The 12998-nt window shown below is 67.0% G+C and carries 7 protein-coding genes; 1 reads left to right on the forward strand and 6 read right to left on the reverse strand.

Features of this window, described 5'->3' with window-relative positions; genetic code table 11:
- Nucleotides 1–69: 69 nt before the first annotated feature.
- The 6 genes from D5S19_RS00320 to D5S19_RS00345 all read right to left on the reverse strand — a co-directional run bounded on the left by D5S19_RS00320 (nt 70) and on the right by D5S19_RS00345 (nt 10333).
- The gene (locus tag D5S19_RS00320) at nt 70–384 is read right to left on the reverse strand and encodes a hypothetical protein (RefSeq protein ID WP_120021318.1); all 315 of its coding nucleotides are present in this window, start codon (nt 382–384) and stop codon (nt 70–72) included.
- Nucleotides 381–5432 (reverse strand): SbcC/MukB-like Walker B domain-containing protein, encoded by a 5052-nt coding sequence (locus D5S19_RS00325; protein WP_120021319.1) that lies wholly within the window; start codon nt 5430–5432, stop codon nt 381–383. The genes D5S19_RS00320 and D5S19_RS00325 overlap by 4 nt, the downstream gene beginning before the upstream one ends.
- Entirely contained in the window at nt 5432–5956 is a 525-nt protein-coding gene (locus D5S19_RS33465) for a DUF2398 family protein (RefSeq protein WP_158605446.1), read from the reverse strand. Before D5S19_RS33465 ends, D5S19_RS00325 begins: the two co-directional genes overlap by 1 nt.
- Nucleotides 5865–6779 (reverse strand): DUF2398 family protein, encoded by a 915-nt coding sequence (locus D5S19_RS00335; RefSeq protein ID WP_120021321.1) that lies wholly within the window; start codon nt 6777–6779, stop codon nt 5865–5867. The genes D5S19_RS33465 and D5S19_RS00335 overlap by 92 nt, the downstream gene beginning before the upstream one ends.
- The gene (locus D5S19_RS00340; RefSeq protein WP_199730233.1) at nt 6776–8353 is read right to left on the reverse strand and encodes a DUF2397 family protein; all 1578 of its coding nucleotides are present in this window, start codon (nt 8351–8353) and stop codon (nt 6776–6778) included. The genes D5S19_RS00335 and D5S19_RS00340 overlap by 4 nt, the downstream gene beginning before the upstream one ends.
- A 570-nt stretch (nt 8354–8923) precedes the next feature.
- A complete protein-coding gene (locus D5S19_RS00345) occupies nt 8924–10333 on the reverse strand; it encodes a recombinase family protein (RefSeq protein ID WP_233573627.1) in 1410 nt (469 codons plus the stop codon).
- A gap of 640 nt (nt 10334–10973) precedes the next feature.
- Between D5S19_RS00345 and D5S19_RS00350 the strand changes: the two genes are divergently transcribed.
- Nucleotides 10974–12911, forward strand: a complete 1938-nt coding sequence (locus tag D5S19_RS00350; RefSeq protein ID WP_158605447.1) for an ATP-binding protein — start codon at nt 10974–10976, stop codon at nt 12909–12911.
- Nucleotides 12912–12998 lie beyond the last annotated feature (87 nt).

Below are 12998 nucleotides of genomic sequence, written 5' to 3' on the forward strand. Positions count from 1 at the left end.
GCAACTTCTCCACACTCGGGCGTCCATAAGCGACCCGCTGTCCTCGCATGGACCGCGACCCTATGATGATCAAGAACGAAAGCCCCGATCACCCCACCTTCCCCCATGTGCGAAATACGGGGCTAGCAGCTCCCGCAGGGGTACCTTGGCAACGCCGCCGTCCGGCGAGATCGCCGATTTCACGCGGCGGCGCCGCGTGCTGGTGTCGAGCCAGCTGCGCAGCAGCGCGACACCGCCCGCGGACAGCCCGGTGACCGAAACCGTGGCGAGCTCGGCGGGTTCGTCCACTTGACACAGTCGCTGGTGGACCGCCTGCCACAACGGAGCGAGATCCGCGTCTTCAGCCAGGGCGCGTGCGCTGGCCGGGAGCTCGGCAGGTGTCATGGCCGGACCGCGATACTACCGATGCGGTCTGCGACCAGGACCGGCTGCCCGGAGCCGGCCCAGAGCCACGGCGTTGACACTCCCACAGAGCCTGACTGGGTGACCTGTGCGATCATCACCCGGCCTGACTCGGCTTTCAGCAGTGCGCTCATCTCGGGTGCTGTGGAGAGGACGTCGAAGTTCCACTCGCGTAGCAGGGCCAGGAGCTTCCGCACGTTCTGCGGGTCGAACGCGGCGTTCATCTCGTCCACGAACAGCAACCGCGGACCGGCGTAGCCTGGGGCTTCGTACATGGACCAGGCTGCCGCCAGCAGCGGCAGCATCGTCGCGAGGCGCATTTCGCCGGTGCTGAACGAGGCGAGTGGGTTCGACCGGGGAGTGAGCGCACGGAACGCCTCCGCCTTGCCGTCGCCGAACGACGCGTGGGTGACCTTGATAACCCACTCGTGCCACGCCCGGTAGTCGAAGGTATGTGCGACGCGCGCCTCCCAGGTCTCGCCGTTCGCGTCCTCGAGCCGCTGCCGCAGCACCTCGTACATCTGCTCGAACGTCTCGTCGGATGGCAGCGCCTTGACCAGCTCAATCATGCGCTTCGCATCGGGGTCGTCCTTGACCTTCCAATCGACCTCGACGCCGACTCGCGCGACGCCGGTGCGCACGTCCTCGAGGGTGACGCGGATCTGCCGGACGAGGTCTTCCGCGGCGGTCCGGCGCGTGGCGATTTCTCGGCGCAACGCGGTGAACATACTGGTCTTGAGGGTGGACTTGACATCGCCTCGGAGATCGTTCTCCAGCTGTTCCGCCGTCTCGCGCAAGGTCAGAACAGTTGTGTGCAGGTCTTCCCCGCCGAGGGCATCCGGTGCGGCAACAACCGCGCGGCGCCAGTCTGTGCCGGGAATCGTCTGCACCGTCACCTGCCGGTCGAATCGGGTAAGCGCCGCGCTGACCTTGCGCGCCTCACCTTCCAACCGCAGGCGGCGGTTCTCGACCAGCTTGGTGAGCTCGTCGCGGTTGTGCCCTCGTGGATCCGCGGCCAGCAGAGTAGACCCCCAGGAGAGCGCTGCCGTGAGATTCGCCGGCCTGCCGTCCTCGTTGACGGGGATGTCCCCGGCCATAGGCACGACCGATTCGTCGACCATCCGGTACATCCGGTCGAGGCAGTGCTCACGCTGGGTTTCGGCTTTCTGCCGTTGCGGTGCGATGCCCTCCAAGGTGCTCTTCGCGCCCGCTGCCGCTACCTCGGCCCGGTTGATCCTGCCCTTGATAGCTTCGACCTCGTCCCGCGCCGCCTCGTGAGCCTGCGCCATCTGCTCGAGAGCTCGGTGGAGTTCTTCGTAAGCCGCGCCGTAGAGTTCGCGCAGCCGTTTCAGCTCTGCCTCCGCGCTCACCGCGGCTGCACGCGCCGCTTCCGCCTCGCTTCCCGCCTTGCCACTTCGCCGGCGTTGGTCGGCCGCGGCTGTCGAGGAGCGTCGGGCGTGCGTACGGAGCTGCTGTGTCCGGTCGACAACCTCCTGCCACGAGCGGACCTGTATGGCTAAGTGGGACACCTCGTCCGCGAACGTGTCCAGCGCCTTGCTTTCGGCAGGGAGCGACCGGCCGTCGCCGAGATCCACCGCCTCGTTCAGCGCCTTCAGCGCCTTCCGAGTTCCTGACTGGGTGTGGGCGAGCTCTTCGGCAACGCGCACAACCTGCCGCTGAGCGGCGTTCAGGAGGCCCGTGGCCTCATCTTCGTCATCCCGGGCGGCGGAGAGCGACGCGAGTGACGGAAACCCCGCACGTTGCTCGTCCGCACTCGCCTGCTCACGGACCGCGTGCTGCCATTCGGCCGTGGCTCGTCCGACGGCTTCGCCACACTCGGCCAAATGCGTCGTGGCCGCCTCTGCGGCCTCGGACGCCGATTCGGCCACCGCGACCGCAGCCGCGAGCTTGGTGCGGATATCGGTCAGCACTCGGCTTCGGACAAGTTCGTTGTCCCGCAACCGGTCCAGCACCGCTTGCCGCTCCGAATCCGCTTCCGCGAGGCGTTCCGCGGCGTCGCTGTCGGCTTTTCCGGCGCTCAGCTGGGCGATCTGTGCTTGCGTACGTTCCAGCTGCCACGGCGTCGACGGCGGCAGGCTGTCCCGTTCACCGATCGCTTCTTCGAGCACGGCCTGCTGTTCGGCGACGTCGAGTTCCGCCACCTCGTGACGTTGTGTCAGAGTGGCGTGCTGTGCTTCGAGCTGGGCGACGCGTTCAGCCCGTGCTCGTTCCCGCGCGGTCGCGCCAATGTGGCGGGTGACGTATCCCGCCGGCGCGGCGGCGGTCAGGACGCCGGTCCGCACGGTCGTGACGCCGGGGTCCGTCTCGTCGAGCGAGATGCTTCGAAGCAGGCTGTTCAGCCGTTCTGCGTCGACCGGGGACTCCGGCTCTGGAGTCAGGACGTCGGCCAGGGTCCGCCCCGCCGCCTGGTGCCGTCCGGACAGGACAGTGTCACCTACCCGTGCCCGGCCGTCCGGTGTGATGACGGCGTCCAACAGCCCCGAAACTAGGAGCGCACCCTCGCACGCGTTCCGCCGGCTCGCGGCGATGTCAACGCGGAAATCGATCAGTGTCCATAGTGGATGGCCGTCGACGCGGGTGCGCCAGATCGGGACCGGTGGTGGAGTGGGCTTCCTTCGCGCCCGTTCTAGTTCGGCGGCGACGGTGTTCAACTCCTCGTCAAGTTCGGCCACGATTGCCTTAGCCGTAGTGATTTTCCGGTCGATCCGCAGGAAAGCGACTTGAGCCGCTTTGCCTGCGGCAGTCTGCAAGGCCTGGTCGTCGTAGCCCGTGAGCAGTTCGAGGGCGCGCTCGGAGACCCGCACCGAGGGAGCGGCCCGCGTCAGCCGTTCGCCGGTGCGGCCGGCACGCAGCTCGTCGAGCAGCTGTTCGGCCGCACCGATCGGCGGCGGGAAACCGGCGAGCGAGGTCTTGTCGAGGTGTCGCAGCGCGGACCGCCACCGCTCGACGCTGTGGTGCCAGCCGAGGAGTTCGTCCAAAGCGGACTGGGTCGAGTCGAGCTGCGCGCCGAAGTGCTCATGACGGTGGAGGCGGGCGACTTCGGCCTTCCGGGTGTGATCTGCCTCGGCTTCCCGTGCGGTTTCGGCGTCGTCCGCCGCGGCGATTTCGGACTTGCGCAGGTACGCCGTCTCCCGCGTTCGCTCCTTCTCGACCTCGGCCGCGGTGCGGTCGGCCGTCGATCGCTGGGCCGCCGCGGCCTTGGCCGCCTGGTCCTTCACATTCTCGGCAGCGAACTTGCGCGTCTCGTGTCCGGTCACGTCGAGCCGTTGCCTGACCGACGCGGTCTGCTGGTCGGCCCAGCTCGTGAGCCGGTCCGGGGCGACCCGACTGTCAACCGGGTCCGGGGCGAACAACGCATCGGGCACGGGCGGGAAGTGCGTCGCCGAGTTCTGCCAGACGACGACCGCGTCTTCGAGACGGCGTTCGGCTTCCTCCCGCGAAGCCGAGCATTCGCTCAACGCGTCCCGGCAGCCGTCCGCTTCCTCCGTTGCCTTGCGATGCCGCTCGGCGGTGTCGACCGCAAGTCGGTTGGCCATGTCCACCGCGTTCAACGCGGTTGTGACCGCTTTGATCTTCAGCTGCCGGTTTTCCGTCCAGGCCAACGGAGTCGCGGCGAGGGTTTCGGCGGCGATGTCGGCCTCAGGGGTCTCCGGATCCAGCTGGTCGGTTTCGGCCAGCTCGGCAGCGGCGTCGGCCAGGTTCGACACCGCGCCTTCGCCCGCGATCTTCGCGGCGGTCGTGGTGAGCTCGTGCGTGATCTTCGTCAAGCTCTGCTGCGCCTTGACCGCGTCCTGTGCCACGGTCGTGGCGTTGTCCATGGCCGTCGCGGCGTCGATGGCCGCCTGAGCCGCGCGCTCTTCCGCGGCGTCTGCTTCTTTAGCCAGGGCCAGAGCTCGTTCTTCCTTGTACGGAAGCTCGGCGCCAGCATGATCGCGAACCGCCGTTTCCGCAGCGCGGTGGTCGCCCTCGCGAAGCATCTGGTTGTGGCGTGCCTTCTTGAGGGCGGACTGTGCCTGATCGATCTCGGTGTTTGCGTCTTCGAGATTCTTATCGGCAGCGCGTTCCGACCGAGTGAGGTTGTCGAACTCCGTGTTGGCCGAGCGCAGGGCGGCGGCCACGGTCAGCGCGACCGCCTGCCGGTAGAGCTCGTACACGCGGTCGGTGCCGGCGAGCTTCTTCGCTTGTTCCCTGGTGGCGGCGAGCTGGGTCTCCAGCGTGGCGATGCGCTGCATCGCCGACGCGATCTCGCTCAGCCGCGTCTGGTCGAGCGCCGGCAGCGCTCCGGTGAGCACGGTGAGCATGTCCTTGGCCGAGATCTTCTCCGCGGTCCGGACGCTGCGGAGGGTCCGGAGGACGCTCAGCAGGGCGTCGTACTGGATTTCGTCGAGCGGGGCGAAGACCTGCGTCCGGACCGCTGTCCGGTAGCCGGCTTCGACGCCGATGGTGCTCAGGTGCGCGGCTGCCTTGGGCTTGAGCCGCGGCGCGTCGGTGAACAGTTCGCCTCCGTGAGCGGCGAGCTGTTCGGCCAGGTTGTCGATCCCGGCAGGGTTGCGGTCGACGTGCAAGGCGAGTTGGTGCCCGACCCGGCCGTGGACGAGGAAGAACGCGCGCAGCAGCGCCTGCCCGGATGAGCGCAGCCAGAGGCCGGTCGTCAGGTACTCGGTCAGGCCGGTTTGCGGGTCGGTGCGGCCATACTCGAGCCACCAGACCCCGGTCTTGTCCTCCCGGTCGCGGTTGTCGGTGTGCCGGCTCAGCAGCGTGCCGGCAGTTCGCCCGGACACGCTCAGTGCCGTCTGGGAGGTGTCGCCGTCCAGCAGGACGGTCACCAGCTGCGACGCGGTGAGGGACTTGCCCGAACCGTTGCGGCCAATGAACGCGAGCCAGCCGTCGGCGAAGTGGAACTCCTCGTCGGCCCACTTCCAGCTATTGAGGACACCAGCGCGGGTCGGCTGCCACCGTCCGGTCACAGCCGGCGCGCCGTGGTCGGTGTGCGGTGCGGTCCTACGCATCAGACGGTTCCTTCTAGAGCGTCGAAGAGGATGAGGGTGTCCATTTTCTGCTCGCTGTTCGTCCCGGGGGCGGTGTGGAGCCTGACCCGCCACATCCGTACTGCTGGAGTTGGTTGCCAGCGCGGCTCTGGGACGTTTTCGGCCGGCTCAGCCACGAGGAAGCCTGCATCGACGAGCCCGTTCGCAGCGGCCTTGGCCAGCGCGCGGAGCTGCCCGCCGTAAGCCGCCGCCCAGCGCGGCAGGTTTTCCCGGACCTGCTCGAACAACGTGACGATTTCCTCGATCGCGACGACACGCTCGCGCCCGTCGAATGTTGGTTTTCGGGTGCTCAGGTGCCGGAGCAGGGCAAGCGCGGCCTGACGTTCGTTGCGCCTGCCGTGCGGGAAGTCGAGCGCGCTGCCCAGTCCGGATGGGTCGCTGACCTGCCACCAGTCACGGCGCACGGTGGCCACTAGGCCGAGCGCGTGCAGCACGGTGAGCGCGCGGTTGCGGCCGGTGGACGACTGCAGGTAGTCGTCGGCCACCGGGGTCAGTGCCTGGGTCGTCCACGAGCCGTCGCATCGCCCGAAACCGGCGCCGGGTGGTCTCGCCGCGCACCGCGCGGCGAATTTCGGGAGCCTCCGTGAGATCGGGTTCTGCCTGGTTGTCGGGGAGTTCGTCGTCCTCCGTGATCCGGTCGGTGGCCAAGACTTGGGCGTGCCGGTGTGGCGGCAGTTGCGCCAGGTTGAGCAGTGACGGCGAAAGCGAGGAGAATTTCGCGGTCAGCCGATCCCGGGACGCGGACACCACCGCGTCGCCACCGTCGCCGGCCGCTTGGTCGAGTGACCGGTCGACGGCGATGGTGCCGTCGGCCTGCAGCAGCCGGAGCGCGTCGACGAGGCTGTGCCGGTTCCGGTGTGCCTCCTGCTTGCTGACGCCGTCACCGGGGACGACGGGAAACCGAGGGAGCAGGCTGTTCTCGCTGTCGGCCGCACAGACCTGCGCCACCGACTGCAGCAGGTCGTTCAAGGTCATCCGGGGACGTCGCCACAGTTGTTCGCAGGCGAGGGCCGACAGCAGCAGAACCAGGCGCGACGCCGGTACCGGGTCCTGTCCCTCTCGGCGGATCCGCAGGCCGCGTGCGCTCGGGACGTCCTCTCGGCGCTTTCGCAACCGGATCATGTCCGCCGCCTCGAGCACTTCCAGCGTCCAGCCGAGTTCGGTGTAGAAGAACCTGGTGAGCTCGATGCGCCCACGGGTCGCGCTCCGGTACAGCTCTGGCTCCCGCTCGGCAAGCAACCTGCCCTTCGCGATCAGGACCCGCGCGCCCTCGGCGAGATCCGGGTGGAGCAGGGTGTCGTGCCTCATGCGACGTTCCTCGGCTGGCCACCGGCCGGCGGTTCGGGGCTCAGCACTGCTGCCCCGGACGGGACCACAGTGACGAGCAGCCGCGGTCCGGTCAGGTCGCCGTCAGCCAGCGGCACGGTGACCTGTTCGCCGCAGCCGGTCGACCGCACACTGACCAGCACCCCGGCCTCGTCGGCTTCGGCCTGTCCGACTCCTGTCGCCGGCTCCACCATGTCCAAAGCGAGCTGGATCGCGTCGAAGAGCACTGCAGCCGTCTCACCGTCGAGCCCGGCGAAGTGCTCGAGCTCCACCTCTCCTGGAGTCAGTAGGGCCGCGGCACAGCGCCGCCGCCGCTCGGCCTGGGCTGCGGCCTCCGCCAGAGCAGCTTGCCGCTCCGCGCCAGCATCCACGACCTTGCGCGGACGGCCGCCCGCCGGGCCGTGCCGCTCGTGTTCGCGCAGGGTCAGATCCGCGCCGAACGGTGCCTGGCCGGCCGCGGCGCTGGTGGCGTGCTCGACGTCCTCCTCGGCCGGGCCGGACGCGACGTGCCACGCGGGCCAGTCCCCGAAGGCTGCCGCGTACACCTGCCGGGCCGAATCATCGTCCGGCTGCCGGTGCAGGGACTGGGCGAGCAGGCGGAAGTCCACCGCGAGATCGGAGCCGCGCAACCGCGCGTTGTAGCGCCGGTCGACCGCGTTGAGCAGCGTGTTCACCGCTCCGTGTGCCGATTCGACCAGCCGGTGCACACTGCCGCCGGGCACGAACCACGCCTCCAGCGCGGAGAGCAGGGCCGCCCGGTCGGTCACCCAGTGCTGCTGCGCGGTCGGATCGAGCAGCCCGGCGTGCGTCACGGCGCACTGCACGACGTGCTGATGACCGACCTGCTGCAGGGCGGCGAGCGCGGAACTGACTCGCACGAACGCTCGGTCGTACTCGCGAGCGAACTGCCTCAGCGCTTCCACGACCCGGTCGCGGTTACCGCCGAAGACGTCGTCCTTCGTCACGTCCGACTGGACAAGCTGACCGAGCGCGTCGTAGAAGTCGGCCGTCACCCGTTGCAGTTCCGCAATGCGGGTCTCGACGTTGCCCAGATCGGCGTCGAGCAGGCCGTGCTCGTCCGGGTTGCCGGCATGCCCGAGCAATGTCCGGACCGTGTCTTCGACGCTGTCGAGCAGCCGACTCGGCAGCTGGAGCGCGCGATCGGCCGACAGGACGGCTGTGCGGACGGCGGCGACGATCGCGCGACCGCGGCGAGTCAGAGCCCATGCCTCCTGCCGGCTGATGACGCCGTGGAGGTTCCGCAGCGGAGCGGCGAAGTCGCGGAAGGGCGCCGCGAACTCCCACGCGGCGAGTTGGTCCAGCAGGTCGCGCAGCTCGATATCGGTGAGCGGGTCATGGAAGCCGACCACGCGTAGCCTTTCCCCGATCTCGCCGAGCGTGGACCGGGGCCCCCGGGTGCTTAGTTCTTCGAGCGCGGCCAGCAACGCAGCATACCGCTCGCGAACCAAGTCCTTCGGCTGCGAGAACGCCGCCCAGTCACTGGCAACGACCTGTCGCCACCAGTGCTGGTCCGGCGAAGCGTTCAAGATGGTCACAGGGCCTCCCTGCCTGGACAGTCGTTGCGGGCGCTGCGGACGTAACAGCGCCAGTATGGGACTGCCCACTGACAAGAACGGAGCGTTGCCCGCCGGTGAGATCTCCGCGCGGCGGGCAAGTGCCCGGAGTTCGGCGGCTTACTGCTGGTACAAGCGTCACGTTCGGCCGAAAGGGTGGCCTTGCACGGATCGCGGCGAACTCGACCGCGGTGGGACCAAGACCGCAGCTTGCCGGATCAATTCGACAGGATCAGCGACGTGTTGGCGGGGAAACCAGGACCAAAGCAGTGGACAAAAAGAAGTCATCCGATGGGCAACATCTCTGTCTTGAACAGCCGTATGTCAATATGTCTTCTGGGAAGCCCTACCGCAGAGATCACGACGGCTACAGTCTCGTGGAGATGCTGCGCGAGACGCGACAGGAGTCGAACCTGCACGCAAATGCCCTGGCGCTTTATCGTCGGTCGACGCTATGTTCTGTCACATGAACACGCATCCTGCGCATGGATGCAACGAACAGGTGTTCGATTCCCCCCTCGGACACATCACTACCCCACGCCTCGCTCAAGATCACTTGAGCGAGGCGTGGGGCGTTGGCGCTTGCCGGGAATCCGACGAGACGTCGCACTCGCTCACGAGGGTCACTCCCCTGCGGTCGCAGACCACTATCGACCCGGTAGCTCGGAGTTCCGCAGCAATAAGACAGGTGCGCACGTGACCCCCGGCATCGTGATCGTCCGAATCGCCGATGTGTGCGGCGATTCGGTCGATCAGATGGTCTTCACGAAGGTAGATCGTCTTCGGGCGTCCAGTGGCGGGTTGGCGAGCGCTGGAATGGCCGTGTCGGCAGCGATAGCCGGGCCGGTGATGCACCCAGTGCGAATCCATCCGCCGCGCGCACACCCCACACTGCACCAACCCAGCGAGAGCGTAACTTCGGACCGCACCGTCCTGGGCGGCACGTGCTGAGCGAATCTGCTGGGCAGCAAGGAAGTCCTCCTCTCTGACCAACGCAGGATGGGCGAGAACTCGGGACACTGCGGGACCGTGCGCCGAGTCTGAGACAGTCGGACGACGACCCCACACCTGCCGGCCGGTGTAGCGAGGATTGGTCAGAATCACGGCGACGGTCCGCAGCGTCCACACGCCACCCATGCGATGCCGGTTACGGCCAGGATCGACCCGCGACGGGCACGGTACACCACGGGCATTGAGGTCCCGGGCTATCAGGGAGCGGCTCCGGCCCGCGAGACGCTCAGCGAACATCCACGCCACATGTGGAGCGGTCGCCGGGTCGGGTGCGAGTTGCTGCAGCCGTCGACCCCAGCGTGCCTGGTCCGGGTTCGGATGCCGCCCACTGTCGACGAGCCGGTAGCCATACGGCGGACGACCTCCGAGGTATCGCCCCTGCTGCGTCGCCTGGTTGTGCATCGCCGCGAACACCCGATGCCGAGCACGCAACACCTCACGCTGCGACTGCGCACCCAGCAACGCCATCAGCGCACGATGATCCCGATCGCCCAAGTCCACCGGACCACCAGTCTCGGGAAGCCAGACCTGCACCCCGTGCCGCGCAAACCAACCGTACATCGCCTGGAACTGGGCACCGGAGAACGCACGCTCGTACTCACCTACGACGATGGCATCGACACCGCCGCTCGCCACCAGATCCAGCAGACGCGCGGCCTGCTTGCGCGCCCTCCACGGCACGCGGCGCGGACAACCCGCATCGAAGAACGAATCAACGACGGTCCCCTGGCCAGTGATCAGCAGCTCGGCGGCTTCCCGCTGCCAGCCCTGCGACGTCGTCCGGTCTTGATGGCGGAGCGTCGACGTCCTCCCGTAGAAGGCGAACCGTAACCCTATCGGTTTCGAAGGCACCCCGATCCGGTCAGCGGGCCGCCTCTTACCCAAAACCCACAGCTGCAAGGGGTCCCTGCCATCCGTCGAGGCCACCGATGCCATCGCGACTCCCTTCATCTTCGCCCATGTACAGAGCTGACGCGGAAGACAGCCAGCCATGACAAGCCGACACTGCGGATTCGCTCAATCAGCCCAATCGCACAGACGGACGTACGGCAAACTTGCCGACATCCGCGGGTAGTGCGGCCACATACTTCTTATCAACAGAGCTGATTAGACGGTTCGTGAACGTCTGACCAGCGGCAGAAGCGGACGTTGCAGGCCGTTCGATCAGCGGCCTGAAGCTCAGCCTGACCGTCCGTAAATCGGCGGAGAACCGCCGGCCCATGTCAGGTCACCGCGGTACATGACCTTGACGTTCGGCGACTGCTACGCACCTCGGTCTCCGGCGGAGTCGTCAACGAGGACAGATACGCTTCGCGACGTGCAGCGATCACTTTCGAGCGGCACAAGTTCTGGCCAGAAGGCTTGTCCAGGAGCGAGGTCGACGACCCCGTGGTGCTACTCGACGTGCGATGGACGCAGGTGGCACCAGCCGGGCAACCTTGTCGCATCCCTTCTCATGTCCTCGACATCCGTGGACGGATGGGCGGGAACCTCGTCGTGGCGCGGAGGACTTGACGGCAACAGACATCCTGACTGCCTCGGCCTTGACGTAAGCCCCCCGGTCACTGAGGCTGCCAGGCCCTCTGGCATTGTGACTTTCGTGGTGTCGAAAGCTGCTCTGGCCGATGTCGACGATCTCAAAAAGTTTGCGACGATGCAGGCATCGTGGCGAGCCTTGCCCGAAACCATCCAGAAACTGGTACTCCCACTGCTGGACCGTATGAGCGAGTTGGACCTTCCGGTGAGGTCAGGGGTCTCGCGACACGGGACAGACGCCACCATCACTTTCCACGGTGTGCACCCGATGGTGCCGTGCGGGCGTTCACGCTGGGAAATGAGCAATCAGGCCAAGCCCTGGATCAAGGCCGCCGAGGATTACGACAAGCGGACTGAGGGACTTGAGGACACACGCACTACGACGTTCGTCTTCGTCACGATGCGGCATTGGGAGAAGAAACTCGAATGGGCCGCCGAGAAGCGGGCAGAAGGATTCTGGGCGGACGTTCGTGTACTCGACTGCGGCGATCTGCACCTCTGGCTCTCTTCTCAGCCAGAGGCGCACCGATGGCTGTCCACCGAGATCGCGCGGTGCCTACCTGCGGACCGTGTCGTTCCGGCGGAACTGCCGACGGGAGTTCTCTCGTTCGTAGGTCGTGAGGAGGAGCTCGCCATCGCCAGCGGGCCAGCGTCATTGGTCGTGATCTGTGGACAGCCGGGCGTCGGCAAGTCCACGCTCGCAGTGCACGCCGCCAGGGACACAACCAGCGACTATCCGGATGGCCAACTCTACCTCGACCTGCGTGGCACGCATCCGGACGCGGTCGCGCCAGCTGATGCGCTCTCCCAGGCGTTGGGCAGCTTGGGTGTGCCTGACGTCAGCAGGGCGCGGTCCACTAGTGAGCTCGCTGCTCTCTACCGCACTGAGGCCTCCCGCTCGAAGTTCGTGCTGGTGCTCGACAACGTGAGGGACGAGGACCAAGTGCGACCACTCCTGCCGGGTGAGTCCCAATCAAAAGTGATCATCACCAGTCGCAATCAACTCAGGGGACTGAACACTGCCGATCGGATCCAGCTAGGTGTGCTGAGCAGCGATGAAGCGGTCCAGATGCTGCGCAGCCGCATCACAGACGAGCGACCAGCCGCAGAACCCGGCGCGCTCGATGAGATCGCCGCCCTTTGCGGTTGTCTGCCGCTCGCGCTGGCCGTCGTCGCGAGCAGCGCAATGGGAGAGCCCAGTTCGTGGTCTCTCATGCGCCTCGCCGCAAAGCTCAGGGACGAGCGAAGGCTCGACCGGCTGCGCGCGGGGGATGTCGAGGTACGAGCCAGCCTTCAGCTCTCCTATGACCTGCTGACGCCCGAGGAACAGACGGCATTCGGTGAGGTTTGCCTTATTCCAGGCCCTTCGTCAGGCTGCGACCTTGCTGGTGTCGCCGTTGCTGCCGACGAGGACGATGCCGAGCTGTTCATGATCAGGCTCGTCGAACGCTGCCTTGCCGAGCCATCGGATGCGCAGGGCCGGTTTCGGCTGCACGACTTGGTCCGTCTTTTCGGCAAAGAAATCATGCACCGAGGACTGGATACCTACCAGTCGCCGAGGGCGAGTCTCCGCCTCCGCCGGCACCTTGCCAGCCACGCCGAACGATCGGTCGTGCTGCTGCGCGGCGGCGAAGACGTTTTGGCAACCGATGTGGACCCCGGTGAAGTCCGCCGCTGGTTCGCCGCGAACCTTCTCAACGTCGTGGCCGTGTTACACGAAGTGGATCAGCTCGGGGCGCACGGCACAGCCGTCGACCTCTGCCGGGCTCTCTGCTTCTACACAGAGGCTCAGTCCGACTGGAGGAGACTCGACGAGTTCGCACGACTCGGGCTAGGCATCACCGAGAGGGCACGGAAGGAGGAGGTTCTCGACGCCGCCGAAGCGGCAATGGCCCAGTCGATGTTCACCATGCTTGTCGCCGCAAGCGCGACCGCACGGCACGACCGCCGCGCCGCTAGCCCCGTATTTCGCACATGGGGGAAGGTGGGGTGATCGGGGCTTTCGTTCTTGATCATCATAGGGTCGCGGTCCATGCGAGGACAGCGGGTCGCTTATGGACGCCCGAGTGTGGAGAAGTTG

Origin of the sequence: Amycolatopsis panacis, assembly GCF_003600245.1 — a bacterium.
GTDB lineage: Bacteria > Actinomycetota > Actinomycetes > Mycobacteriales > Pseudonocardiaceae > Amycolatopsis > Amycolatopsis sulphurea.

Excerpts from the sequence above, each read along its gene's own strand:
- D5S19_RS00345 (WP_233573627.1), bottom strand. The coding sequence starts at position 10,333 with ATGAAGGGAGTCGCGATGGCATCGGTGGCCTCGACGGATGGCAGGGAC.
- D5S19_RS00325 (WP_120021319.1), bottom strand. The coding sequence starts at position 5,432 with ATGCGTAGGACCGCACCGCACACCGACCACGGCGCGCCGGCTGTGACC.
- D5S19_RS00320 (WP_120021318.1), bottom strand. The coding sequence starts at position 384 with ATGACACCTGCCGAGCTCCCGGCCAGCGCACGCGCCCTGGCTGAAGAC.
- D5S19_RS00335 (WP_120021321.1), bottom strand. The coding sequence starts at position 6,779 with ATGAGGCACGACACCCTGCTCCACCCGGATCTCGCCGAGGGCGCGCGG.